19 protein-coding genes and 2 tRNA genes are annotated in these 24,625 nt (G+C 68.4%); 16 read left to right on the forward strand and 5 right to left on the reverse strand.

Annotation, left to right across the window (positions count from 1 at the left end):
• The first annotated feature begins 71 nt into the window (after positions 1 to 71).
• The 10 genes from DAT35_RS51240 to DAT35_RS51285 all read left to right on the forward strand — a co-directional run bounded on the left by DAT35_RS51240 (position 72) and on the right by DAT35_RS51285 (position 10,838).
• Complete coding sequence (locus DAT35_RS51240; protein ID WP_108076798.1) at positions 72 to 761, forward strand: lytic transglycosylase domain-containing protein; 690 nt, start codon at positions 72 to 74, stop codon at positions 759 to 761.
• On the forward strand, positions 715 to 2,208 hold the full coding sequence (locus tag DAT35_RS51245; RefSeq protein WP_108076799.1) for a tetratricopeptide repeat protein: 1,494 nt from the start codon (positions 715 to 717) through the stop codon (positions 2,206 to 2,208). Before DAT35_RS51240 ends, DAT35_RS51245 begins: the two co-directional genes overlap by 47 nt.
• A 12-nt stretch (positions 2,209 to 2,220) precedes the next feature.
• Positions 2,221 to 2,910 (forward strand): CDP-diacylglycerol--glycerol-3-phosphate 3-phosphatidyltransferase, encoded by a 690-nt coding sequence (gene pgsA, locus DAT35_RS51250; RefSeq protein WP_108076800.1) that lies wholly within the window; start codon positions 2,221 to 2,223, stop codon positions 2,908 to 2,910.
• Positions 2,911 to 2,994: 84 nt separating this feature from the next.
• A tRNA-Gly gene (locus DAT35_RS51255) sits at positions 2,995 to 3,069 on the forward strand.
• Between the two features lie 14 nt (positions 3,070 to 3,083).
• A tRNA-Gly gene (locus DAT35_RS51260) sits at positions 3,084 to 3,158 on the forward strand.
• Positions 3,159 to 3,395: 237 nt separating this feature from the next.
• Complete coding sequence (locus DAT35_RS51265; RefSeq protein WP_108076801.1) at positions 3,396 to 4,178, forward strand: ABC transporter permease; 783 nt, start codon at positions 3,396 to 3,398, stop codon at positions 4,176 to 4,178.
• 6 nt (positions 4,179 to 4,184) lie between these two features.
• Positions 4,185 to 5,513: an ABC transporter ATP-binding protein gene (locus DAT35_RS51270; protein ID WP_108076802.1), complete on the forward strand. Its 1,329-nt coding sequence runs from the start codon at positions 4,185 to 4,187 to the stop codon at positions 5,511 to 5,513.
• A gap of 19 nt (positions 5,514 to 5,532) precedes the next feature.
• Positions 5,533 to 6,366: a glycosyltransferase family 2 protein gene (locus DAT35_RS51275; RefSeq protein WP_108076803.1), complete on the forward strand. Its 834-nt coding sequence runs from the start codon at positions 5,533 to 5,535 to the stop codon at positions 6,364 to 6,366.
• Positions 6,363 to 7,787, forward strand: coding sequence for a glycosyltransferase family A protein (locus tag DAT35_RS51280; RefSeq protein WP_108076804.1), 1,425 nt, complete (start codon positions 6,363 to 6,365; stop codon positions 7,785 to 7,787). Before DAT35_RS51275 ends, DAT35_RS51280 begins: the two co-directional genes overlap by 4 nt.
• Before the next feature lie 144 nt (positions 7,788 to 7,931).
• Positions 7,932 to 10,838: an FG-GAP-like repeat-containing protein gene (locus DAT35_RS51285; protein WP_108076805.1), complete on the forward strand. Its 2,907-nt coding sequence runs from the start codon at positions 7,932 to 7,934 to the stop codon at positions 10,836 to 10,838.
• On the opposite strand, the gene DAT35_RS51290 is transcribed toward DAT35_RS51285, so the two are convergent.
• Genes DAT35_RS51290 through DAT35_RS51305 form a run of 4 tightly spaced genes read right to left on the reverse strand, consistent with a single transcriptional unit; the run spans position 10,816 to position 15,119 of the window.
• A complete protein-coding gene (locus DAT35_RS51290) occupies positions 10,816 to 11,733 on the reverse strand; it encodes a glycosyltransferase (protein WP_146210219.1) in 918 nt (305 codons plus the stop codon). The two genes, DAT35_RS51285 and DAT35_RS51290, sit on opposite strands and share 23 nt — an antisense overlap.
• Positions 11,730 to 12,989 carry a glycosyltransferase gene (locus DAT35_RS51295; RefSeq protein ID WP_108076807.1) on the reverse strand — a complete coding sequence of 420 codons (1,260 nt, stop codon included), beginning with the start codon at positions 12,987 to 12,989 and terminating at the stop codon, positions 11,730 to 11,732. The genes DAT35_RS51290 and DAT35_RS51295 overlap by 4 nt, the downstream gene beginning before the upstream one ends.
• A complete protein-coding gene (locus tag DAT35_RS51300; protein WP_233262201.1) occupies positions 12,986 to 13,501 on the reverse strand; it encodes a hypothetical protein in 516 nt (171 codons plus the stop codon). Before DAT35_RS51300 ends, DAT35_RS51295 begins: the two co-directional genes overlap by 4 nt.
• Positions 13,491 to 15,119 carry a glycosyltransferase gene (locus DAT35_RS51305; RefSeq protein ID WP_233262202.1) on the reverse strand — a complete coding sequence of 543 codons (1,629 nt, stop codon included), beginning with the start codon at positions 15,117 to 15,119 and terminating at the stop codon, positions 13,491 to 13,493. Before DAT35_RS51305 ends, DAT35_RS51300 begins: the two co-directional genes overlap by 11 nt.
• Before the next feature lie 118 nt (positions 15,120 to 15,237).
• On the opposite strand from DAT35_RS51305, the gene rfbB reads away from it, so the two are divergent.
• Positions 15,238 to 16,263 (forward strand): dTDP-glucose 4,6-dehydratase, encoded by a 1,026-nt coding sequence (gene rfbB, locus DAT35_RS51310; RefSeq protein WP_108076808.1) that lies wholly within the window; start codon positions 15,238 to 15,240, stop codon positions 16,261 to 16,263.
• Between the two features lie 4 nt (positions 16,264 to 16,267).
• Positions 16,268 to 17,167, forward strand: coding sequence for an SDR family oxidoreductase (locus tag DAT35_RS51315; protein ID WP_108076809.1), 900 nt, complete (start codon positions 16,268 to 16,270; stop codon positions 17,165 to 17,167).
• A gap of 9 nt (positions 17,168 to 17,176) precedes the next feature.
• Here DAT35_RS51315 and DAT35_RS51320 read toward each other — a convergent pair whose 3' ends face one another.
• The gene (locus DAT35_RS51320) at positions 17,177 to 18,742 is read right to left on the reverse strand and encodes a glucosyltransferase domain-containing protein (protein ID WP_158502225.1); all 1,566 of its coding nucleotides are present in this window, start codon (positions 18,740 to 18,742) and stop codon (positions 17,177 to 17,179) included.
• A gap of 704 nt (positions 18,743 to 19,446) precedes the next feature.
• Here DAT35_RS51320 and DAT35_RS51325 point away from each other — a divergent pair.
• The 4 genes from DAT35_RS51325 to DAT35_RS51340 are packed head-to-tail and all read left to right on the forward strand — an operon-like array spanning position 19,447 to position 24,623.
• Positions 19,447 to 22,002 (forward strand): glycosyltransferase, encoded by a 2,556-nt coding sequence (locus DAT35_RS51325; RefSeq protein ID WP_108076811.1) that lies wholly within the window; start codon positions 19,447 to 19,449, stop codon positions 22,000 to 22,002.
• Position 22,003: 1 nt separating this feature from the next.
• On the forward strand, positions 22,004 to 22,996 hold the full coding sequence (locus DAT35_RS51330; RefSeq protein WP_108076812.1) for a GDP-mannose 4,6-dehydratase: 993 nt from the start codon (positions 22,004 to 22,006) through the stop codon (positions 22,994 to 22,996).
• 9 nt (positions 22,997 to 23,005) lie between these two features.
• Positions 23,006 to 23,722, forward strand: a complete 717-nt coding sequence (locus DAT35_RS51335; protein WP_108076813.1) for a sugar phosphate nucleotidyltransferase — start codon at positions 23,006 to 23,008, stop codon at positions 23,720 to 23,722.
• A complete protein-coding gene (locus DAT35_RS51340; protein WP_108076814.1) occupies positions 23,715 to 24,623 on the forward strand; it encodes an NAD(P)-dependent oxidoreductase in 909 nt (302 codons plus the stop codon). The genes DAT35_RS51335 and DAT35_RS51340 overlap by 8 nt, the downstream gene beginning before the upstream one ends.
• Positions 24,624 to 24,625 lie beyond the last annotated feature (2 nt).

The raw sequence follows: 24,625 nt of genomic DNA on the forward strand, positions 1-24,625 counted from the left end.
GGCTGTAAGTGCCGGAAACAAGGCGATTTCTTGAGGACTTTTGGGCGGAGATCTAAGGTTGGGGGGCCGCTATGCGACCCCATTTCCTTCTGCTGCTGCCCTCGCTGCTGCTTGCCCCCCTGGGAGCCCGGGCGGCCGAGGGCATCTACAGGTACGTGGAGAAGGACGGGACCATCGTCTATACGAACGTCCCACCCTCGGGCGCGAAGAAGGCGAGCAAGCTCAAGGGCACCTTCACCGAGGCGCCTGCGCCCACCGCTCCCGTGAAGGGCCGGGCGCGCACCCCGGAGGAGCTCGAGCAGCACATCGTCTCGGCCGCCACGCGCTACCGCATTCCCACCGCGCTGGTGCGGGCCATCATGCACACGGAGAGCAACTTCAACACCAACGCGGTGTCCCCCAAGGGCGCCAGCGGGTTGATGCAGCTCATGCCCGGGACGGCCTCGGACATGTACGTGAAGGACATCTTCGACAGCCGGGACAACATCGAGGGGGGCGTGCGCTACCTGCGTGTGCTGGCCAACACCTTCGGCGGTGACATGGTGAAGATGGTGGCCGCCTACAACGCGGGCCCGGACGCCGTGCGCAAGTACGGGGGGCAGGTGCCACCGTATCCGGAGACGCAGGCCTACGTTCGCAAGGTGCTCCAGCTCTACTTCCATTACAAAGAGCGCGAACGGCTCGCGAAGGGCGAGCCCCGCGGGACGGATTCCGATGGCGACGACGCGCGTGACGGGGCGGGGGCCGAAGAGCCCCGTTGATGAGGACTTTCTCAAGCAGCTCTACCAGGGTGGCGAGCTGCTCGCGCAGGGCAGGGCGGACGAGGCCCGGCAGTTGCTCGAGCGGGCCCACCAGCTTCAACCGAGGAATGAGAAGGGCCGCAACCTGCTCGGGCTGGCCTACTTCAAGCTGGGCCTCTTCGACCGGGCGGCGGAGATCTACGAGGCGCTGGTGCGCGACAACCCGGTGGACGCCACGCTGCGCGTCAACCTGGGACTGGTCTACCTGAAGACGAACGCCCTCCAACGCGCGATGCGCGAGTTCGAGGCCGCGACGGATCTGCAGCCGGACCACAAGAAGGCGCACAACTACCTGGGGCTCGCGCTGGCGCAGGCCGGGGCGTATGGCCGCGCCCGCGAGCACTTCATCCAGGCGGGCAGCGAGGTGATGGCGGACAAGATGGCCCGGGCCATCGCCGGCGAGCAGTTCGCCCGGCCCGCCCCCGCCCGGACGGCCTTCACTCCCCGGGCCTCGGGGACCGCCGCCCGTCCAGCGGCCGCTCCCTCCGAGGGCCAGTGGGGTGCGCAGTTCGGCCTGGACGACACACCCGCCGCCAGTCCGGCCGCTGAGAATGCGGACGAGGAGCTGCGGTTCGCCGAGGACGAGGGACCGGGTTCCCCGACGCAGGGGGCGGGCGCGAGTGCGCCGGCCGGGAACGTCGAGGCGGAGACCGACGCGGCCTTCGAGGAGACGTCCTCGGCGGTGGCGGCGAGCGAGCCGCTCCCGGAGTCGCTGGAGGGGGCCACCCCCGAGCTGCCGTCGAAGGCCGTGGCCTTCCGGTTTGGAGCGGACGTGCCGGTGCTGACCGAGTGGGCTCCGGCGGTGGCGCTGGCGGGGGCGACCGAGGCTCATCCCTTCCGGGTGGGCACCACCAGCTTCTCCGCGTACGTGCAGGGGGAGCTGCTCACGCGGCTGCAGGGGCTGGTGGCCTACGCGGGACAGCTCCAGTTCCAGCAAGAGATGAAGCGCTTCCGGGGCCGCGCCACGGACGAGTTCTTCGGAGAGGGAGAGGGCCAGGTCGTGCGCGCCAGCGGCACGGGGGTTCTCTTCATCGAGTCTGCCGAGTCGCGTTGCTTCCTGGCCTTGGACCTGGGGGACGAGGGCGCCTACCTGCGCGAGGAATGCCTCTTCGCTTTCGAGGAGGCGGTGGCCTTCGAGAATGGCAAGGTGCCCTCGGACATCGCGCCGGACCTGGATCTGGTCCACCTGCGCGGGCAGGGCCGGGTGGTGCTGAGTCTCACCGGGGTGTTGCGCTCGGTGGCCGTCTCCGGGGAGATACCGGTGACGGTGCCGCTGACCCATCTGGTCGGCTGGCAGGGCAAGGTGACTCCCCGGATGGTTCAATTGCCGGGCGGGAGCGAGCTCCCTCTGGTCGCCGTGGAACTGAGTGGTGAAGGATTTGCCCTCATCTCCCTGCCAGTCCGGTAGAAGAGCACCTCCATGGACCGAGCAGAGCGTGCGTTGCGGAAGCGGCAGAAGAAGGAGGAGCGGGCGCGGCGTCGGGCGGCGCGCCAGCCCAGCGTGCTCGTCCAGGAATTCTGGAACCTGCCCAACATCCTGACGCTGGGGCGCATCCTCCTCATTCCCGTCTTCGTCTGGTTCACCTACGACGCGGATCCGCTCTATTCGCTCTACGCGGGAGCGGTGTTCGCGGTGGCCTCCATCACGGACGTCATCGACGGCTACCTGGCGCGCCGGTGGAACCTCATCACCGTGGTGGGCAAGTTCATGGACCCCCTGGCCGACAAGCTCATCGCCATGGCGGCCCTGGTGATGATGGTGCGGCTGGGACGCATCGCGGCCTGGGTCGTCATCGTGCTGCTGGCGCGCGAGTTCATCGTCAGCGGCCTGCGCACCATCGCGGCGAGCGAGGGCATGGTCATCGCCGCCGGACAGGAGGGCAAGTGGAAGACGTCCCTCCAGCTCGTGGGAATCATCTCGCTCTGCGTCCACTACGAGCACGTCATCGACGTGGGCTTCTACGCGTCCCCCGTGGACTTCAACAAGGTGGGCCAGGTGTTGGTGTACCTGTCGGGGGCGTTCTCGGTGTGGAGTGCCGTCGTCTACTTCCGTGCCTTCCTCTCCATGCTGGCCAGGCGGGGCAGCGGAGCGGACGCACAGAAGGCTTGACGCATCTGGGACCGAACTGTATATCCCCCCTCACTTTCGACGGCGCCGCGAGGCAACGCCGGAGGTAATCAGGAGTCGAGAGACGCGGGAATAGCTCAGCGGTAGAGCATCGCCTTGCCAAGGCGAGGGTCGAGGGTTCAAATCCCTTTTCCCGCTCCACACTCCGACCTGATGCGGGAATAGCTCAGCGGTAGAGCATCGCCTTGCCAAGGCGAGGGTCGAGGGTTCAAATCCCTTTTCCCGCTCCAGAAAGAAGGCCCCTTGGGAAACCAGGGGGCCTTTTTGTTTCTGGGCGATCCCGCGACGCGCACGGTCGGCCGTGGCTGGGGTTGCCTCGGCCGTGCAATGACAGATGCTTGCTGCTCATGGGTGCGAGCACGCAGACAACCCTCCTCCGCCGCCGCGAGTGAGAGGCGAGAGGCAAGAGCCCGTGTGTCCGCCTGCCTCGCTTCCCGGCTCCGGCCTGCTATATGAAGGCCGCCCACATGATTCGCCACTTCCGTGAGCTGTACCAATACCGGGGGTTGCTCATCAGCCTCGTCCAACGCGAGCTGAAGGCACGCTACCGCGGTTCGGTCCTCGGGTTTCTCTGGACGTTCCTGAACCCGACCCTTCACATGCTGGTGTACGCACTGCTCTTCACCGTGGTGATGCGGCAGAACATCCCGAACTATCCCTTCTTCATGTTCGTGGGCCTGCTGCCGTGGATCTGGTTCTCCAGCTCCGTGGGCGCCGGGGCGAGCACCATCAGTGACCGGCGGGATCTGATGACCAAGGTGCGCTTTCCGGCACAGGTCCTCCCCACCACGGTCGTGGCCACCAACCTCATCAACTACGTCCTCTCCCTGCCGCTGCTGCTGGCCCTGGGGGCGTTCTATGGCGTGTGGCCGAGCTGGCACATCGTGGTCTTCCCGCTCGTGGTCGCCATCCAGCTCGTCTTCACCATGGGGCTCGTCTACATCATCTCCGCCATCAACGTGACGTTCCGCGACCTGCAGCACATCGTGCAGAACCTGCTCACGCTCTGGTTCTTCGCCTCGCCGGTCCTGTACCAGGTCAGCACCGTGGCGGATCCGAAGATGAGGGATCTCGTGACCCTGGCCAACCCCGTGGCCATCCTCATCACTTCCTACCAGGCCATCTTCTACGATCACCGGCTGCCGAACGGGATGCCCCTGGTGGCCCTGGCGGTTGCCTCGGTGGCGCTGCTGTGGAGCGCCTCGTGGCTCTTCGAGTCTCGCCGCGAGGAATTCGCGGAGTCCATCTAGTTTCCCATGCACGAATCCAAGGACGCCATCGTCATCCGTGACGTCGTGAAGAGCTTCCGGAAGCGCACCATCCGGGGCGAGTACACGACGTTCAAGTCCGAGCTGTTGCGCTGGCTGCGAGGCGAGCGCCAGGCGGATGAAGCGCGCCTCATCACCGCGCTGCGCGGCATCAATCTCACCATCCCCAAGGGCAAGACCATGGGGATCCTCGGGCGCAACGGCTCGGGGAAGAGCACCCTGCTCAAGATCATCACCGGCATCTACGCGCCCACCTCCGGCACCATGGAGATCAACGGCCGCATCTCCGCGCTGCTGGACCTGGGCGCCGGCTTCCACCCGGACTTCTCCGGGCGGGAGAACATCCTCATCAACGGCATCATCCTGGGCATGAGCCGCTCCGAGGTGCGCGAGCGGATGGATGAGATCATCGCCTTCAGCGAGCTGGGCGACTTCATCGACGAGCCGGTGCGCACCTACTCCAGCGGCATGTACATGCGGCTGGCCTTCGCGGTGGCCACGCATGTGGACCCGGACATCCTCATCATCGATGAGATCCTCGCCGTGGGCGACGAGCACTTCAGCAAGAAGAGCCTCGCCAAGATGACGGAGTTCAAGAAGCAGGGGAAGACGATCGTCCTGGTGACGCACGACCTGGGCACGGTGGCCAACTGGTGCGACTGCGCGGCGTGGCTGGATGGTGGGCGCATCCGCGAGGTGGGCGAGCCGGCCAAGGTCATCCGTCACTACCAGCAGGCGCTGCGCCTGGCCGAGGCCCAGGGCACTCCGCTCATGGCCCCGGCCCTCAGCCCGGGCGGCGGTGCGCTCCCGGGGCTCCAGGATGCAGACGCGTCCGCTCCCGGGGCGTCCGAGGAGAACGGTGCCAGCGCCGGGCTTCCGGTGGAGCTCCGGTCGGTGGAGCTCGTGGCTCCCAAGGGGCCCACGGGCGTGGTGGTGGACACCGAGCAGGGCCTGGAGGTGCGCGTCGACTTCGCCACCCTGCGGCCCCTGTCGGACGCGGGCTTCGCGGTGGACATCCGGCGCGAGGACGGCACGCAGGTGTATGGGACGAACACCTTCCTCGAGTCGGTGTCGCTGCCCGCCCCGCTGCCGGAGCGCGGCACGATGCGCTTCATCATCGATCGCGTGGGTCTGTCCCCGGGCCGGTACCTGCTGGACGTGACGGCCCGCTCCTCCAACGGCACCGCGTACTCCAGTGGCAGTCAGCCGAGCTCCTTCGAGGTGCGCTCGCCCATCGAGAGCGAGGGCCTGGTGCGCCCGCCCCACCGGTGGATCATCGAGTCCCAGGCGGAGTCCCAGCACAGCGCGGTCTCGTGAGTCAGGCCAGGAGGAATGGGTGAATCGCCAAGCCGGCGGCGTCCGCCTGGGCGTCGTGCTGTACCGGAATTCCCGCCGCGAGCTGTCGCGGCTGGTGGCCTCGCTCGGGCTCAACCGGCGCTCGCCGGGCGTGCCTCCGTTCGAGGTGATGTGGCTCGACAACTCGCCGGATGCGTCGCTGGGCGCGGTGCTGGCGGAGCTGGATCCCGGGGCTGACTACCGGCCCTCCGGCGGCAACCTGGGTTTCGGCGTGGCGCACAACCAGATGATGGCGCGGGCGTTCGCCGAGCCCGGCGTGGGCCATTACGTGTGCGTCAACCCCGATGCCGTGCTGCACCCGGACTGCATCCGCGAGCTGGTGGCCGAAGCGGGACGCCATCCGCGCACGGGCCTGGTCGAGGCCCGCATGTTCCCGGACGAGCACCCCAAGCCCTACCACCCCGTCTCGCATGAGACGCCGTGGTGCTCGGGCTGTGTGCTGCTCATCACCCGCGCGCTGTATGAGTCCGAGCGGGGCTTCGACGAGCGCTTCTTCATGTACTGCGAGGACGTGGACCTCTCCTGGCGCGCCCGTGCCGCGGGCTTCTCCACGCATGTGGCGCCCGCGGCGCTCGCCCACCACTACACGGTGACGCGCGAGGTGAGTCCCCGGCGGGAGCAGAGCGTTCGCCGCAGCGGCGCGCTGCTCGGCGCGAAGTATGGCAACGCGGCCTTTGCCAGAGCCTGCCTGCAGCAGTACGCGGAGCTGGGTGGGCCTCCCTTCCCCGAGCCCGCCCTGGAACGGCCCTCCCGCGCGCTCGCCCGCGTGGCGGACTTCTCCCATCGGCTCGATTTCGCGGGGGCTCGCTGGTGAGAGTTCCCGCCTTCGTGGAGCAGGTGCCGCTGCACGCCTGGGTGCTGGAGCAGGTGGAGGCGGGGGCTCGCGTGTTGTTGCTCGCGCCCGATGCGGTGCTGGCGGAGCGGTTGGTGGCCGCCGGGTGTTCCGTTCTTGCTCTGGAGCGGGGCTCGGGGCCGGACAGTCCGCTGGAGGAGCGGCTCGCGGGGCTGGCTCCCTCTCATGTGGTGCTGCCCGGGGAGGTGGGCCCGCAGGGGCTCGAGGCGCTGCTGAGGACTCTCTCCGTGGCCGTGCCTTCCGCCACGCTGTTGCTGGGGGCTCGCAACGCGGCCTCCTCGACCGCGCTGCTGGAGATGCTCTCCGGCCAGGCTCCTGTGGTCCCTGGAGTGACCGAGGAGTCCCTGGCGCGTTGCTTCGCGGCGCTCGGGCTGAAGGTGCTGGCGCGCCGTGAGGTGCCTTGTCAGCCCCGGACGACGACGCTCGCCACCGGGACGGAGGCCGCGCTGAGAGGTCTCCTCGCCCAGCTCGCCCCGAGGACGGAATCGGACGTGTTGCTGTACGCGCTCGCACCCGCTGGGGGCCGGGAGGAGGTTGCCTCGCGCGCCCTCGTCCCGGAGCTTCTCAGCGTGGTGCTGTGGGCCGGTGAGACGCAGGCGCGCCCGCTGCTCGACGAGGCCCTGTTCTCGCTGGCGTGCCAGGAGCACCAGCCGCTGGAGATCCTCCTCGTCACTCCCCAGCGGGATGAGGCCGCGCGTGAGTTGCTGGAGCGCTATCAGGCCATCGGTGGCTACACGTTCGAGCTCATCGAGGCGGAGGCCGGAGGGGCGTTCGCCGAAGGGGCTCGCCGCGCCCGGGGCCGGTATCTGGCCTTCCTCGATGCCGCGTGCGTCGTCTACCCGGACCATTACGTGAAGCTCGTCCAGACACTGCGCGAAGGCCCGGCCGCCTGGGCCGTGTCCCGTGCGCGGCGGACGCCCATCGAGGGCTCGGAGCGGTTCGTGCCCCACAAGCGGCCACTGCCGCTCGGCGAGCATCTCGAGCCGACGCAGCTGTACCGGGAGCCCTCGCTGCTGTTCGCCCTGGTGGTGGACCGTTCGCGCCTGGGGCCATTTCCGCTCGAGCGGACCGCCGAGCGTGCTTTCCAGCTGCCCCTGCGCCTCGCGGCTCTCTTCGAGCCCGCCTTCCTGGGCGGCATCGCCTCCTGCGAGCAGCGCTTCACGGGCTCCGAGAAGGAAGGGCCCGTGGATGCGCTCCCCGAGTTGCGGATGCTCACGTCGCTGGGCACCGTGGAGGAGCGGGTGGCGCGGGCGCGGGCCGATGGCGCGAGCGCGAAGGGCATGCGCCACCGTGTCATCGATGAGCTGAACAATCGCTTCCGCGAAGGGGCACCGCGTCTGCACGGCGCGCTGAAGTCCCTGGCGGGGCGGCTGGTTCGGTGAACAGAGGGCCAGGGCTCGCGCGTGGACTCTTGAGTCCCATCCTTCGCACGGATTAAGTCGAGACTTGCGAGGAGCCGATGCCCATGAGGCCGCTCCTCGCCGGGAAGTGGCCGGGCTTCTCCCTGAACAAGGGAGTGTCCTTCAATGAATCAGCAACTCCAAACCTTCTCTCGCGGCCTCGCGAGAGTCCTCCTGCTGTGGCTGGGGGTCATGGTTTTCGCGTGCCGGACTCGAGACGAGCCCGGTGCTCCTCGGGAGGTGCGCGTCACCGCCACCGACGAGGTCATCACGGTGAGCTGGGCACCGCCCACACGCGAAGGCAGCAGTCCCATCAACCGCTACATCGTCACGGCTTCACCCGGTGGACAGGCCGCGGTGACGGACGGGAGCACGCTCGCCGTCGTGCGGGGGGCGCGGCATGGTGTCGCGTACACCTTCACCGTGCGGGCCGCGAACGAGCAGAAGGAGGGGCCCGAGTCCGCGTCCTCGGCTCCGGTGTCACTCGAGGAGCCGGTTCCTCCAGACGTCGTGTCGCTGTCCAGGCAGAGCGGGGAGCGCGCCGGCTGCGTTCCCATCGCCTACTCCGTGCGGCAGGAGTCCGCGCGGCGGGTGGACGTCCGGGTGGAATTCGATGCCGATGGGACGGGGCGCTTCCAGCGCGCCACGCAGGCGGGTAGCTCGGTTCACGAGGGCGTGGTGGGTGTCACCAGCTCCAGCGTGCCGGAGGGCCAGCCCCACGTCTTCCTCTGGAATGCCGCGAGAGATCTGCCGGGCACCCTCGCCGAGGTGCGCTTGCGGCTCATCGCCTCGGTGGAGGGCAGGGCGGGTGCCTCCCGGACGGAGACGATCTCCCTCGACAACCGGGGCCTGGACGCGAGCCGGTGCGAGCCGGACTTCGTGGCCATGAAGAACTTCTATGGCTATCCCCTGAAGGGAGTTCTCGAGGACTTCGACGGTGACGGCAAGTGGGATGTCGCCATGGTGCAGGAGTTCGGCGCCGTGAGCGTCGCGCGAGGTCTGGGCAATGGCGACTTCCAGCTTCAGGCGACGCTGGTCCCGGGTCCTGGCTACTCGGACATCATCGCGGGCGACTTCAATGGAGACGGCCGGTTGGACCTCGCGACCAGTGGGTACTTCGAGAGTGTTCCTCCTACCTATTACACCGAGCACGCGATGAACGTGATGCTGGGAAAGGGGGATGGCACATTCGAAGCACTGCCGAGCATGCCCCTCGGTGAGCTCACCGTGGCGTCGATGACGACTGGAGACTTCAACAGGGATGGGTTCCTGGACGTCGTCACGGTGAACAAGACAACGCGTGTCCAAAGCCCGCAGGTCAGCCTGTTCCTCGGCAAGGGGAATGGCACCTTCCAGTCTCCGGTGCTCGTCTTCGAGAGCCCCGTGGACTCCTCCGAGCCCGTGTACGTCGAGCGGGTGGAGGCGGCATACCTCGACGAGGACTTGAGCCTGGATCTGGTCGTCATCGATTCGAGCGACAAGCTGCGCGTGCTGCCTGGCAATGGGGACGGCACCTTCCGGAGCACCGAAATCGTCGGCCACCCCACGTCCTCCTTTGTTCTCGGGGACCTCGACGCGGATGGGAAGGTGGATCTCGTCACGAAGCACGCCTCCTCCCCACGTCTCTTCCTGCTGCGAGGCCAGGGAGACGGGACGTTTCAGGAGCCTGTCGAGCTCAGTCCCACGGTCGCCTCACCGGCCAGGGTCGACGACATCTCGGATCTGACGAATGATGGAAAGCCCGACCTTCTCGTCACGACCTCTTCCGGTGACCTCGCCGTGTTGCCTGGCAACGGAGATGGCACCTTCCAGGCCGCCCTCACTTCGTCGCATGGGGCCTGGCCCAGCTCGGCGAAGGGGGTGGATGTCGACGGGGATGGACAGAAGGAGGTCGTCACGTTGGATCGGGGCTCCGGCTATGGAACCTCGGGGGTGAGTGTGCTCCGAGGACGGGGAAACGGGACGTTCGTGATGCCGTCTCACATGCAGTCGGGCACGCGTCCCGTGGCCCTGGCGATGATGGACCTGGACGGTGACGGGTTGCTGGACGTTGCCTCCGCCAACGAGAGCAGCAACAACGTGAGCGTGTTGATGGGCTCCGGGACCGGGACCTTCCAGACCCTGACCCCCGTGGGCGTGGGGACGAAGCCCGTGGCCCTGGTGGCGGCGGATGTGGACGGGGACGGCAAGCAGGACCTCGTCACCGCGAACGAGGACGGCAAGGACGTGAGCGTCCTGTTGGGGAACAAGGATGGCACCTTCCGCGGACCGGTCTCCGTCGCGGTGGGCTCGGGGCCCGTGTCGCTGGTGGCGATCGACCTGGATGCGGACGGGAAGCCAGAGCTCGTCACCGCGAACCGTGCCACGAACGACGTGCGCGTGCTGCCGAACAACGGCGATGGGACCTTCAAGGCCGCCACGGCGTTTGCGACGGGCACGGAGCCCATGGCCCTGGTGGCGGGTGATGTCGACTCGGATGGGAAGGTCGACCTCGTGACCGCGAATCATGGCAGCCGCGATGTGAGCGTGCTGCTGGGCAACGGGGACGGCACCTTCCAGGCCGCGAGGAACCATGCCCTGATGGGCCTTCCGAACCGGCCGCAGGTGCTCGTCATGGGCGACTTCGATCGGGATGGGAAGAAGGATCTCGTCGTGGGGCCAGACTTCCTCCTCCTGCGCGGGAACGGGGATGGCACGTTCGTGGACCAGGCCATCACCCCTTCCGAGACCTGGCTCCTTCCCAGCCTGGTGGCGGTGGATGTCGATGGAGACGGGTTCCTCGATCTCGTGGGAGCGAGAGGGCAGGGCATCGGCAGTGGTCGTCCCCGGCCCCCTCAATACACGGCCCTCGGGAACAACGACGTGGCCGTGTGGCTGGGGAATGGCGATGGCTCGTTCCGGCCGGAGCTCGCGTACTACTCGGGTCAGGACCCTCACGCCGTGGTCACGGGTGACTTCGATGGCGACGGCCGACCGGACATCGTGGCCGCCAATGCCGCGAGCAATACGCTCAGCCTGTTGAGGGCCCGGTAGGTCCTCGCTCCTCCACGGCGCTCATCAACGAGGCGTCGTGGAGGAGCCGCTGAAACAGCGCGGAGGCATCGAAGGTCTCTCGCACCTTCTGCCAGGCGCGCACGCGCACCGCGTGGAAGGAGCCGGGCCTCCGCATGAGCGCATCCACCGCTCGCACCATGGCCTCTCCGCTGCGGACGAGGAACTCGTCTTCGGGCTCCACGTACCAGTCGGCGGGGAAGGCCGTATCGGCGATGAGCAGTAGACCTCGCGAGAGCGCCAGCATCGGCAGTGGATCGTTCCGGCCCAGTGGCTCGCCAGAGCTGTAGAGCAGCACGCCCGCGCCCTCCAGCCGCTCCTGCAGTGCGGAGGGCTCCAGTCCCCTGGGGAGCAGCTCGACGGGCAGTTGCTCACGGATGCGCTCGAGCACGGCCGGCGCGGGCGAGGCCCACTCCGGGACGAGGATGCCGGTCCGTTGCAGCCGGGGGCCTTCGGTGAAGCGCCGCGTGTCCACGGGCAGCGGGAGTGTCTGCAGCCACGGGAGCGAGGCCAGTTCGGCAGGGACGGGGGATTCCGGCCAGGTGAGCCAGCGCAACCCCGAGCCCCCCGGACGCGTGAGCGTCGACAGCTTCGCGAAGGACTCGAAGTCCTCGAGTGGGGCCGGCACGATGCCGATCTTCATCCCGGGGAGCCGCGCCACGACGTCTTCCCCGAGCCGCTGTGGCTCGAAGATGAGGCAGGCCTCGGCGCCCCAGGTGCGCGCCTCGTCCGCGGCTGTGGCCGTGGCTCCACCGTCCTCGCCGAGGGAGAAGAACCGGAGCTCGGCCCACTCCGCCGTGCGCGGAACGTGAGGCTCGAACGCCGACCGGCCGAGCAACGCCACCTTCATCCGTGCAGAGGGAGAGAGGACCCTCATTCCAGCCTCCGGGTAAAGAACGCGCGGGCGGAGTGCTTGAGGGAGTCCGGCACCAGCCGCTTCAAGGCATCGAGGGCCGGATTGCGCTTGAGCTTCCGGTAGCTCTCGAGCAGCAGCCGCTCGCCGGGGCCGGCATTCAGCGAGACCTCCGTCGCGTGACGGACCTCGTCGAGCCAGTGCTCCTTCATCGTCGCCATCGCGGCGAGCGCGGGGCGGAGGTGCTCATGGTTCAGGCCCTCGCCGTGGAGCTTGCGCAGCTCACCTTCGAGCTGCCCGATACTGGTCTCCCAGTCCGGGAAGGCCCGGGCGGTTCGCAGGGCCGCACCACGCAGGCGCTCGAGGTACTCGGGCGAGGCCGAGAGCTTCTCCAGGTAGCGCGGGAGCTGTCGGCGATCATGCGGTGGCACCAGGAGCGAGTTCTCCCCGTGCACCATGTACTCATCGGATCCGGTGACGGTGTACGTGATGGCCGTGCCCCCCTGGGAGAACATCTCCAGCGGCGGGCCGAACATCCCCTCGACGCGGGACAGCTTCAGCAGCACGTCGTACTGCTGGTACACCTCGCGGACGCGGTCGATGGGGATGCGCTCGTGCACCCGGACGGGGACTCCTCCCACCACCGGTACCTGGCCGCCACCGCTCGAGGTGAGCCAGCCCACCTCGAGCTCCACCCGGGCACGTGCCTCCTCGAGCAGCGCGAAGGTCTCGGCCACGCCCTTGAAGTCGATGCCCCAGGGGCCTTCCACGAGCACTCGCAGCGGTCCAGTGCGCGGCGCGGGGGCCTCGACACAGGGGAAGTGCTCGCGGCTCAGTCCGTTGCGCACGTAGAGCACCCGCCCCGCGGGCTGCACGGTGCGGATGAACTCGGCGAGCCACCGCGCCTCGGTCACGAAGAGCAGCGGCAGCGAGTAGGTGATGCGGTTGAGGTGCTTGAGGTGGTCTTCCGCGTGGAAGCGCGACTCGAGGCTCTGGTTCAGGTAGCCATAGACAGCGCTGTTCACCCGCCACAGGTCGAACCAGGTGAGCCACCACGTGGCGAAGGCGAAGTCGAAGCGTTCTTGTGCCGCCTCCGTGAAGGTCTGGAAGCGCAGCTCCGGCAGCCGAGGGTGCCACGGTGGCGAGGAGATGCGCACCGGCCGCTGGGTGACGAGCACCACCTCGTGGCCGAGCGCCTGCAACCTCCACGCGTACTCGATGATGACGTTGGCCCCACCCGAGATGTTGCCGACATCGCCTGCCAGGAAGGCGATCTTCATGAGGGCTCACCCGAGGGCTTCTTCGACTTCCGCGCGGTGCGAGCCTCGTCTCGCTCGGGCCGCGCGTCCGCCGCGCCGCGCTCCGCTTCGAGCCGGGCCAGCCGGCGCTCCAGCTCCTGGCGCCACAGGGCCTGGGTGCGTGCGCTTTCCTTCTGGTGCTCGTAGATGGTGGCGAGCGACTCGAGGATGGCCTCGTTGAACTCCACCTGCCGGCGCATCATCTCGTTGATGAAGGGCTGGAAGGCGAGCCGGAAGGCACGCTTGGCGAGCACCAGCGCCGGGCCCACCACGGGACGATGGGACGAGGGGGGGTCCGCGTAGCGGCTGTCCTTCTTGTTCCGAGGGGCCTGGAGGATGGGCGGCCACTCCGGCGAGGTGGGGGCGCGCTCGGAGACCTCGAGCAGGCGCCGCACCTCGGCCAGCGTGGCGTCGGAAGGGGAAGGGAGCCGGGCGGTCTCGGCGGCGACGGCCTCGGCGGAGGGCTCTCGGGTCAGCAGATCTTCAGCGCGCACGCGGGCCTCCGCGGGAGTCGAGGATGCGAGTGATGTGCTCGGCGGCATCGTCCAGGCGGCTCGCATCCAGGGTGAGCCACCGGTTGCCGTAGTCCGGGGCTCCGGCCGGGCGTTCCGAGGAGACGGTGATGCCCCAGGCCCGCTCCCCGATGCGAGGCACCGTGTCCCGGGCCACCTGGGTGCTCGCGCCGAGGAAGAAGGCCGGTGCGTCCGAGACGCAGACGGCGGTCTCCAGGGACGAGGAGCCCGGCAGCTCGCCAGACGCCTCTCGTGGAGCGGGCAGGTCGGGGCTGAAGCGCCACACCTCGCCCGCTCCAAGGGTGTCGACCTCGGGGGCGGTGGACGTCAGGGGAGCACCCGCGTGAAGCGTCAGCACGCGCGCCTGGGGCAACCGCTCCACCAGCCCTCGGGCGAGGCGGGAGGCAGGGGCGTCCGGTGCCAACGAGAAGCCAGGGCACACCAGCTCCACCGCGTGCCGGTGGGGAGAAGGGGTGGGGCGGGAGGACGTTCCCTCGAGCAGCGGATGCAGGGCCTCGCGGACGGCGCTGGCGACCGCGTCCTGCTCGAGGCCGTGCAGCCGGGCGCGTTGGGCCGCCACCACCCGGGCGCGCAGGGCGGGCTGGCGCTCCAGCACCGCGAGGAGCTGAGCCACTTCGAGGGGATCTCCCGACAACGTCGCGAGTCCCGCACCGGCCATCGTCTCGGGCACGGCCGCGGCGCCGTAGGCCACCACGGGGACTCCCCGGTACATGGCCTCCAGGAGAGGGACGCCGAAGCCCTCGTGCCGACTCATGGACAGGTACGCGGTGGCCACGGAGAAGCAGGCGGAGAGCTGGGCCGCGCTCACCCGCCCCAGCAGCAGCACCCGCTCCGGGCCGAGCACGTCCCGCAGTCCGAGCAGCCACGCCCCATAGGGCGAGTCGCGGTTGATGTAGCCGGCCACCAGCAGGCGGCTGCGAGGTTGGTACAGCCGCTGGTAGGCGGTGAAGACGCGCAGCACGTCATCCACTCGCTTGCTGGGCACCGCGCGGCCCACGAAGAGGATGTTGGCGCAGCCGTCGTCCAGCTCGGCGCGCAGGGTGGGGTCGGGCGCCACGTCGAAGACGCGCCAGTCCACCGCGAAGGGGATGACGGAGACGTGAGGGAAGCCGCCCGCCACCAGTTCCTCGGCGCTGAAGCGCGAGTATGCGAACGCTCGTTCGACGAGTGGCCGCAGGGCGAGCAACTCTTCCCGGGCCGCCACGCACCCGTTCGCCACCTTGTGCTCGAACCCCTCGAGCAGCCGGGCGGGCGTCACGTTGTGGTACACGAGCGCCTTACGGCCGGGCGAGCGCCGGACGAGCGGGACGAGCCGTGACTCGTAGCTGTGGTGGATGAGCAGCACCGAGTCCGCATCCGCCTCGCGCGGATAATCTTGGGCAGGGCGGACCTGGGAACGGCACTCCTCGTCCCACTGGTCCGCGTAGATCTCCGAGGCGTAGCCCCAGCCGCGCAGCAGCTCGCGCAGGTAGCGGACCTGGTTGCCCACCGCATCGCCCCAGGCGAGCCGGGGAACGAGCTGGTGGATGGCGCGGGGCGGGGGAGCGGCGGAGCGCTGATCTCGTCGCGGATGACTCAAGGCGCCTGCTCCCTTACAACCCGTACCGCGTGCCGCACAAGGCCGCCGGTGCGACTGTCTTGACGGTCGGATGGGGCTCCGCTACTCGGGGCTCTGACTCGCTGTCGCGGCAGGCCCCATGAACATCCTCGTCACAGGTGGTTGCGGCTTCATCGGTTCCAACCTCGTCCGTTACCTGCGCCGGACGCGTCCGGAGTGGAAGGTCGTCAACCTCGACGTGCTCACGTACGCGGGCAACCTCGAGAGCCTCATCGACCTGGAGTCCGACCGGGGTCATGTCTTCGTCCGCGGGGACATCAGTGACCGGGAGCTCATCGGCAAGGTCATGCGCGAGCACGCCATCGACGCGGTGATGCACCTGGCCGCGGAGAGCCACGTGGACCGCTCCATCCTCGGCCCCGAGGTCTTCGTCCAGACCAACGTGCTCGGCACGCAGCGCCTGCTGGAGGCGGCGCGGCAGCAGGGCGTCAAGCGCTTCCTCATGGTCTCCACCGACGAGGTGTACGGCTCGCTGGGGCCCACCGGCGCCTTCACGGAGACCTCACCCCTGCAGCCCTCCAGCCCGTACTCGGCCTCGAAGACGAGCGCGGATCTGCTCGCGTTGGCCTGGCACCACACTTTCGGCCTGGATGTGGTGGTGACGCGCTGCTCGAACAACTACGGCTGCTACCAGTTCCCGGAGAAGCTCATCCCCCTGATGGTGGTCAACGCCCTGCACGACAAGCCGCTGCCGGTGTACGGCGATGGCGCCAACGTGCGCGACTGGCTCCACGTGGAGGACCACTGCCGGGCGCTGCTGCTGGCGCTGGAGAAGGGCCGGGCCGGCGAGGTCTACAACATCGGTGGCGGGTCCGAGCGCAAGAACATCGAGATCGTCAAGGCGATCCTGTCGCTGGTGGGCAAGCCCGAGTCCCTCATCCGCTTCGTGAAGGACCGGCCGGGGCACGACCGGCGCTACGCCATCGATCCCTCGAAGAGCAAGGCCGAGCTGGGGTGGACGCCGGCGCACACCTTCGAGCAGGGTCTGGCGGAGACGGTCCGCTGGTACGTCGACAACCCGGACTGGTGGAAGCGGGTGATGAGCGGCGCCTACCGGGACTACTTCGACACGCAGTACCGCGGACGCCTCCAGGCGGAGGGTTGAGCCGATGCGGATCCTCGTGACGGGAGCCAACGGGCTCGTGGGGAGCCGGGCGTGCAAGCTGCTCGTGGAGCAGGGGCACGAGGTGGTGGGACTGGGGCGGGGCGAGCGACGCGCCACCGGGAGCTGGCGGTACCTCTCGTGTGAGCTCACCCGCGAGCCGGAGGTGTCCGCCGCCTTCGCGGACGCATCCCCCGAGGTGGTCCTCCACTGCGCCTCCATGACGGAGGTGGATGCGTGCGAGCGCGAGCCCGAGTGGGCCTTCGCCGCCAACGTGGAGGCCACGGCCTTCGTGGCCCGGGCCTGCCGCCGCGCCGGGGCGCACCTGGTGCATGTCTCCACGGACTACGTCTTCGACGGCGAGGCGGGCCCGTATGACGAGGAGGCCCTCCCGAATCCGCGAGGCGTGTACGCGCTCACCAAGCACATGGGTGAGCAGGCCGCGCGAGTGCTCGCGCCCGGCTGTGCCATTGCGCGGACGGCGGTGGTGTATGGCTGGCCTCCGGTGGCGGGACGCCTGAACTTCGGGGCATGGCTGGTGGGCGCGCTGGAGAAGGGGCAGCCCGTGCGCCTCTTCGAGGATCAGATCGTGTCGCCCAGCTACGCGGAGAACGTGGCCGCCATGGTGGCCGAGCTGGGCCTGCGCCGGCTGGGTGGGGTGTGGAACACCTGCGGGGCCGAGGTGGTCGACCGGGTGCAGTTCGGCCGAGCCGTGTGCGAGGTCTTCGGGTTCGATCCAGGACTGCTCGTGCCGGTGAAGATGGCCGAGCTGAAGCTGCCCGCGCCGCGCCCCCTGCGCTCGGGGTTGCGAACGGACAAGGCGCGGCGCGAGCTGCACGCCCGGCCGCTGGCACTGGCCGAGTCGCTCGCCCGTTTTCACGCGGATTGTCGGAGGGCGGGCGCGTAGGCGGTCGAGCTAGAAGCAGACGAAGAGGAGCTGCTCCACGTGGCGAAGGGACCGCTCATCTGGCCACTTCGGGCCGTTGGCGCACTCCTGGACTCCCAGCGCGGACTCTCTCCCGTCGATGGGCTTGTAGGGGCGTCCCGTCACCACCTGCATCAACCCGGCGTGACTCCAGCTGATGGCCAGTGCCGACACGTTCGTGTCGCCATCCACCCGGGTGCCCGGATACGCGTATGGATGGTTCACGAAGCCCACCTTCAACAAGTCCCTCAGCTCGGGGTTCTGCTCTTGCAGGAAGGACACCTTCTGGGCGGTCGTGCGATCGATCCGGTTGACCAGGAACTGGTCGGCCGACAACTGCTGGTTGACGCCAGCGAACCCCCATAGCAGGAGGCTCGAGAGCGTCACCAGCACGGGGCGCAGGCGGGGGCCGCTGAGCGTGTACGCCAGCGCCAGGTGTCCACCGATGGCGAAGGCGAAGGCGACTCGCGTCCTGGGCGTGGGCCACCACTCCTTGAGGAGGAGCAGCAGGCCCACGGTGGCCAGCACGCTGATGCAGGAGAGAATCAACATCCACGCGCCCTTGGTGGGACTTCGCTGCTTCCAGACCTGGACCGCGGTGAGCATCAGCGCGATTACGACGAGTGCCACCTGCAGTCCGGTCAACAGCCGCGTGCTGAAGACCTGGTCGTGCAGCATGACGTGCGTGAACAGCTGATCCAGGGCCCTCAGGCGCTCCGGTGCGTCGTTCAAGTCCAGGAACGCCGTGCGCGTGAGCGTGGGCGGCCGGAAGATGAGCTGCACCGCCTTGTTCACCAGCAGGTAGCAGAGGCTGCCCAGGGGGAGCAGGCACGCGATCGGCAACCACTCCTGGAGGACGCGACGCGCCTCGAGCCTGGTTCCCTCCGACCGTCCCAGCGCCAGCAGTGCCCCCACCGCGATGACCGCCGCCAGGACGTTGAAGCTCGTCTGGTAGACGCTGAAGGAGACGGCGAGCAGCAGCGTTGCTCCTGGCAGCCCCTTCCACCCGTGAAGGCGGGCGCGTTCCGTGGCCAGCATCGCCGGGACCAGCGACAGGCACGCCAGACCCGGCATGCCCCTGAACGCCCACAGTTCCGCGAAGTAGGGGTGGATGAACACCAGGGGGCAGACGACGAAGGGCAGCCAGCCTTCGTCTGTCAACCGCCACAGCCGGACCAGCAGGACGCTCGCCAGGGACATCAACAGCAGCGCCATCCAGGTGTACAGGGTGACCGTGTGGCTATAGGGAGCCCCGAGCTCATCTTGCAACCACAGGACGAGGGCCAATCCGAACCGCCCCTGGCCCAGCATCAACCCCCGTATCTCCTGGGGCCCCTCCACCCGCGACATCCCATAGTCGTCCCCCGCGTAGAACGTTTGCGACAGCCTGGGCGTCCAGGTCATCAGCAGGAGGCAGAACGTGCTCGCGAACAGCAGCAGTTCCCGCCGGGACAGCGCTCCGAGCAGCGGCAGGGCAAAGCGCGTCCCCTCTGGCGGCCGGGGGGGCGCGATTGCCGTGCCCGAAGGATCGGGTTGCGGAGAGGCGGACGCGATCACGTGTGGAACCTCTTCGCTTGGAGGGGCGACGCGGCGCCGCATGCCCGGCCGCTCAGCTCACTCCGGGTCCACGCTCTTGGGCCGCTGGCTGGGTGGAACTCGTCCTGCCTCGTCAGACCGCACGCATGCCGCAGCAGTCCTCCCAGTGCCAGTTCCGGCAGGAGGGTCAACAACCGGGTGTTTTGCACTGTCATTGAGCGATTTCGCGTTCTTTGAACGAGCACCCGGCCGTGCCGCTCCCCCACATCAATATGGGAGTACTTGGACTACAACTCAAGAAATGCATGAGCTGCCAGCGGATCGAGGCAGATGCATCCACTCCTCTTGGAAAATTCCAGTCTGATCTCCGGTGATGCCGGGGCCTTCCTCGTCCAAGATGAGGGGCTGTCCTTGAGTGCTGGAACAGGGCCGCGCAGGGGTCTCTCCGCGCGGTCCCGAGGGGCTTGCCACTCGGTTTCGAGGTCTTGGAACAGGGGCTCCGCGCAGCCTGCTTACTGGGGTGGGTTGCCTTGACACCACAGCACCGATCCCGTAACACACGCGCGGCCAGCCGGGTCGGGGAGCTGGGCCGCGTCGGGGCATGTGGGTAGGGCCGGATCTCCCGCGGCAGAACGCGGCGGTTGGCTGGACCCGATTCCTCTCCGTGTCACTCGCCATCCCCTCCGGGGTGGGGGCGGGTGTGCCGCCGGTGAGTGAGAATGGTCATGAATCGCCAGGGAAGCAAGCAATCGCTGGACGCCACCGTGGTGCAGGGAGGGGCACAATCTCCGGCACCGGAGGAGCTGTCGGACGCGCCGCTGGGTGATGTGCTGCCCTTGCGCCAGAAGGTCGCGCCCGCCAGGCCCAAGCCCAAGCCGGCCGTCAAGCGCCGGCGCTCCTCGCGCAAGCTGGCGATGGAGGAGGCCGTGCAGATGAGGGAGGAGCGCCTGCGCGACATGGAGCGCAAGCTGCTGCAACTCCAATCCACCAACGATCGGCTTCAGGCGGAGCTCCGCGACCGTGAGCAGGAGGTGCGGAATTACAAGACGCACCGCGCCTTCGAGTTCGCGCAGGAGCTGGTGGACATCAAGGACGAGCCGACGCGGGCCTGGCGGCTGCCGCTGGCCATGGCGCGGCTGGCGGTGCCCAAGCAGACTCGCACGTGGCTCGCCCAGAAGGTGGTGCATCCGATGCGGCAGGTCGGTGAGCACGTCCTGGAAATCGCCTTGGAGCAGCCGCTCCGCCGCCTGCCGGATCCCAACCCCCTGGTGGATGGGGTGACGTCGCTCTACCGCAAGGTAGAGCAGGGCGTGTTCGGCGTGCGGCGCTACGAGACCAGGCGCGAGTGTTGGCCGGAGACCCAGCCGCTCGTGTCGGTCATCATCCCCTGCTTCAACTACGGGAGCTTCCTGCCGGACGCGCTGGCGAGCCTCGACAGGCAGACGCTGCAGGACTTCGAGATCATCCTCGTGGAGGGAGGCTCCACGGACGGCACCACCCAGGCGCAGGTGCGGGCGCTGCACCATCCAAAGGTGCGGAAGCTCTTCCAGCCCCAGCCCACGCTGGTGGGGGAGAACCGCCTCGCGGGGCTGCAGTTGGCGCGTGGCAAATACATCACCTTCCTGGACGCGGACGACAAGCTCGAGCCCACGTACCTGGAGAAGGCGGTGATGGCGTTCGAGCTGCTGGGCGTGGACGTGGTCTATCCCTCCGTACAGCTCTTCGGCCGCGAGAACCGGGTGTGGGAGACGGCGGACGAGTTCACGCTGGCCAACCTGAGCAAGACGAACACGGTGTCCACCGTGGCGATGTTCCGCTACGAGACGTGGAAGTCGCAGAACATCGGCTACGGCAGCAACAAGGACGGTTCCATCGAGGACTGGGACTTCTGGCTGCGCTTCGCCGAGCGTGGCGCGCGAGGGTACAAGATCCGCGAGCCGCTCATGCTCTACCGCATCCACGGCAACAGCTTGTCGGACGCGATCAGGCCGGAGCTGCAGCAGGCCTACCGCAAGACGCTGGCGAAGCACCGGCGCTACCTGGGGCCGCGCCGCGTGGCGCGCGTCTCTCGTGAGCAGACCCTGCCGCTCGAGGCGAAGCCGCCGAGCCCGGACCTGTCGCGCAGCCTGTTGCCGGTGCGCAACCCGCTGCGCATCGCCCTGGCCCAGCCGTGGATGGTGATGGGCGGCTCCGACAGCCTCATGCTCCAGGTGTTCGCCACCCGCGAGCAGGAGGATGCGCGGCTCACCGTCTATTCCACCATCGAGACGCCTCCCAGCATGGGCAGCTCGGCGGGCGCCTTCCAGCGCCTGACCGATGATGTCTTCGAGCTGTCCAGGGAATTGCCCGCCTCCGCCCACGACGAGGCCATCCTCCACCTGCTGCGCACGCGCCAGGTGAACGTGCTGATGATCGTCGGCTCGCCGCAGACGTACGCGTTGCTGCCGCGCATCCGCAAGGAGCTGCCGCACGTCCGGGTGGTGGATCACCTGTACAACACGGTGGGGCACCTGGCGAACAACCGCAAGCACGCGAGCGAGATCGACTTCCACATCGTCGCCAACGAGGAGGTGCGGGACGCGCTGTTGCGGGGAGGTGAGTCGCCGGAGCGCATCCGCGTCATCTACCACGGCATCGACATGAAGCGTTTCTCGCAGGAGGCGGTGCCCTATGAGGCCGATGGGCTGCCTGGGTTGGCGCTGGCGCCGGGCGAGCGTCTGGTCCTGTACTCGGGCCGCTTCTCCGAGGAGAAGGGCGTCATGCGCTTCGTGGAGATCGTCCGCCGCATGCGGCGCGACACGCACGTCCGCTTCGCGATGACGGGTGATGGGCCGCAGCGGCCGGAGGTGGAGGAGTTCATCCACCGGCACGCGTTGAGCAACCGCGTGGAGTTGCTGGGCATCGTGGACGATTCGAAGCCCTACCTGCGCCGGGCGGACGTGGTGGTCATCCCCTCGGATGTGGAGGGGCTGCCGTTGGTGTGTCTGGAGGCGTTGGCGCTGGGCACTCCGGTGGTGGCGTCGAAGGTGGGGGCGCTGCCCGAGGTCATCCAGTCGGGCCGCACGGGCTTCCTCGTGCCGCCCACGGATGTGGACGGCTTCGTGCGCGACATCCGTGGCGCGCTGAGCCTGGACGCGAAGCGCACACGCCTGGCGCGTACGTGCCGCCAGAGCGTCGAGGAGCGCTTCTCCATCGAAACAGCGCGCCAGAAGTACTACGAAGTGTTCCGCCAGCTGGCGTCCAAAGGGGCGGCGAGCGGCGTCATGCAAGGGAGTCGATGACGTGAATGTGCAGGGTGCGAAGGTTCTGGTGACGGGGGCGGGTGGATTTATCGGGAGCCACCTGGTGGAGGCGCTGGTCGCGCGGGGGGCCGAGGTGACGGCCATGGTGCACTACGATGCCCGGCCGGATCTCTCCAACCTGGAGATGGCTCCCGCTGCGGTGCGCTCGAAGATCAAGGTGCTCTCCGGCAACATCGAGGATCCCTTTTTCGTGTCGTCCGCGGTGGCCGGGCAGGACGTGGTCTTTCACCTGGCGGCGCTGATCGCCATCCCGTACTCGTACGTGGCACCTGCCAGCTACGTGCGGACCAACGTGGAGGGGACGCTCAACGTCCTGGAGGCCGCGCGCACGCACAAGGTGGCGCGCGTCGTTCACACCTCGACGTCCGAGACGTACGGCACCGCGCTCTACACTCCCATTGACGAGAAGCACCCGCTGCAGGGCCAGTCTCCCTACTCGGCGTCGAAGATCGGCGCGGACAAACTGGCGGAGAGCTATCACCTGAGCTTCGGGATGCCGGTGGCGACCATCCGGCCCTTCAACACCTTCGGGCCCCGGCAGTCGGCGCGTGCCGTCATCCCCACCATCATCAGCCAGGCCCTGTCCTCCTCGCCGGTGGTGAAGCTCGGCTCGCTCACGCCCGTGCGTGACCTGAACTACGTGGCCGACACCGTGGAGGGATTCATCGCCGTCGCGGAAAGCGACAAGGCGATAGGCGAGGTGATCAACGTCGGTTCTGGCAAGGCCATCAGCATCGGCGACCTGGCGAAGCTGATCCTCCGGTTGGCGGGGGTGAACAAGGAGATCGTCTGCGAGTCCGAGCGCACCCGCCCCGAGAAGAGCGAGGTGATGACGCTCCTGGCGGATTCCCGTAAGGCGCAGGCGCTCACCGGGTGGCAGCCTCGGATGGGGCTCGAAAAGGGACTGCTCGAGACGATCGAGTTCATCCGCAACCACGCCGGCAGCTTCCGGCCGGACGTCTACAACCGTTAGGACGCCACCTTGCAAGCCATCATTCTCGCGGGTGGTAAGGGCACGCGCCTGCGGCCCTACACCACCAGTTTTCCCAAGCCGCTGATGCCCATCGATGATCTCCCCATCCTGGAGATCGTCGTGCGGCAGTTGGCGCGGGCGGGTTTCGACCGGCTCATCGTCACCACGGGCCACCTGGCCGAGCTCATCCGCGTCTTCTGTGGCGACGGCAGCAAGTGGGGCGTGAACATCCAGTACTCCCACGAAGAGGAGCCCCTGGGAACGGCCGGGCCGCTGTCGTTGGTGGAAGATCGCCTGGACGAGAACTTCCTGGTGATGAACGGGGATCTGCTCACCACGATGGACTACCGCCGCGCCTTCGAGTCGCACGTGGCCAGCGGGGCCCTGGCCACCATCAGCCTCTACAAGCGCGACGTGAAGATCGACTTCGGCGTGGTGGAGGAGGACCCGCCCGGGCAACTCGGCCGCTACATCGAGAAGCCGACGCTTTCGTACAGCGTGAGCATGGGCATCAACTTCTTCAATCGGGGCGCGCTCCGCTACATGGAGCGCGGCAAGCGGCTGGACATCCCCGAGCTGATGATGCGACTGAAGCAGGCCGGTGAGCGCGTGGACTGCGCCCGCCAGGATTGCTACTGGCTCGACATCGGCCGCACGGACGACTACGCGGTCGCCACGGACGAGTTCCAGAAGCGTCGGGATCAATTTCTCCCCCGCCATGGTTGAGTCCGTCCTCATCACCGGGCGCGCCGGCTTCGTCGGCCGGGCCCTCTCCACCCGGGTGCGTGCCGAGGGACGCCCGTGCCTGGGCGTGAGTCGGACTCCTCAGGAGGAGCCGGGGCACTACTCCATCGACCTGGCCGCGGGGCCGGGTCCCCTGACGGAGTTGCTCTCCCGCGAGCGCCCATCGCTCATCTACCATCTGGCCGGCGGAACCGCGGGTGGGGCGCAGGGCGTCTTCGCGTCCAATGTCTCCACCACGCTCCACCTCTTCCAGGCCGTCCAGGCGGTGCCGGGCTATCAGCCCCGCATCCTCGTGGCGGGCTCGGCCGCGGAATATGGAGACCTGGGCCCCGAGCCCATCTCCGAGGATGCCCGCGAGCGCCCCGTGGGTGAGTACGGAGTGGCCAAGCTCGCCGAGACGCGGCTGTCGCTGATCGCCCGGCGCCGCGGGCTGCGTGTGGGCGTGCTGCGCTTCTTCAACATCATCGGTCCCGGGATGCCCGGCTCCCTGGCGCCTGCTCGCTTCGCCCGCGAGTCCCTCGCCCTGGCCGCCGCGGGCGGCGGGTGCCTCACCGTGGGGGATCTGACGCCTGTCCGGGACTACGTGGACCTCGCGGACGTGGTGGATGCCCTCTGGACGCTCGGACAGCGCGATCCGGAGGAGGAGATCCTCAACATCTGCTCCGGCCACCCCGTGCGCATGGGCTCTCTGTTGGAGGAGATCCTCCGGCAGGTGGGCTCACGGGTGGAGGTCCGCACCGCCGAGCACCTGCTTCGTGGCCCGGGTGACGTGCCGGTGAGCGTGGGAGATACCCGGCGCCTGGAGCGCGTTCTGGGACGGCGCATCTCTTTCGAGCTCTCGTCTTCAGTCGAGCGATTGCTGAACGGCCTGCGGGCTCGGTGAGG

The organism is Vitiosangium sp. GDMCC 1.1324, assembly GCF_003044305.1.
Taxonomy (GTDB): Bacteria; Myxococcota; Myxococcia; order Myxococcales; family Myxococcaceae; genus Archangium.

Bases quoted from the DNA above. Each gene is read 5' to 3' on its own strand.
- DAT35_RS51240 (WP_108076798.1), top strand. From the start codon at position 72: ATGCGACCCCATTTCCTTCTGCTGCTGCCCTCGCTGCTGCTTGCCCCC.
- DAT35_RS51245 (WP_108076799.1), top strand. From the start codon at position 715: ATGGCGACGACGCGCGTGACGGGGCGGGGGCCGAAGAGCCCCGTTGAT.
- pgsA (WP_108076800.1), top strand. From the start codon at position 2,221: ATGGACCGAGCAGAGCGTGCGTTGCGGAAGCGGCAGAAGAAGGAGGAG.
- DAT35_RS51265 (WP_108076801.1), top strand. From the start codon at position 3,396: ATGATTCGCCACTTCCGTGAGCTGTACCAATACCGGGGGTTGCTCATC.
- DAT35_RS51270 (WP_108076802.1), top strand. From the start codon at position 4,185: ATGCACGAATCCAAGGACGCCATCGTCATCCGTGACGTCGTGAAGAGC.
- DAT35_RS51285 (WP_108076805.1), top strand. From the start codon at position 7,932: ATGAATCAGCAACTCCAAACCTTCTCTCGCGGCCTCGCGAGAGTCCTC.
- DAT35_RS51290 (WP_146210219.1), bottom strand. From the start codon at position 11,733: ATGAGGGTCCTCTCTCCCTCTGCACGGATGAAGGTGGCGTTGCTCGGC.
- DAT35_RS51295 (WP_108076807.1), bottom strand. From the start codon at position 12,989: ATGAAGATCGCCTTCCTGGCAGGCGATGTCGGCAACATCTCGGGTGGG.
- rfbB (WP_108076808.1), top strand. From the start codon at position 15,238: ATGAACATCCTCGTCACAGGTGGTTGCGGCTTCATCGGTTCCAACCTC.
- DAT35_RS51315 (WP_108076809.1), top strand. From the start codon at position 16,268: ATGCGGATCCTCGTGACGGGAGCCAACGGGCTCGTGGGGAGCCGGGCG.
- DAT35_RS51325 (WP_108076811.1), top strand. From the start codon at position 19,447: ATGAATCGCCAGGGAAGCAAGCAATCGCTGGACGCCACCGTGGTGCAG.
- DAT35_RS51340 (WP_108076814.1), top strand. From the start codon at position 23,715: ATGGTTGAGTCCGTCCTCATCACCGGGCGCGCCGGCTTCGTCGGCCGG.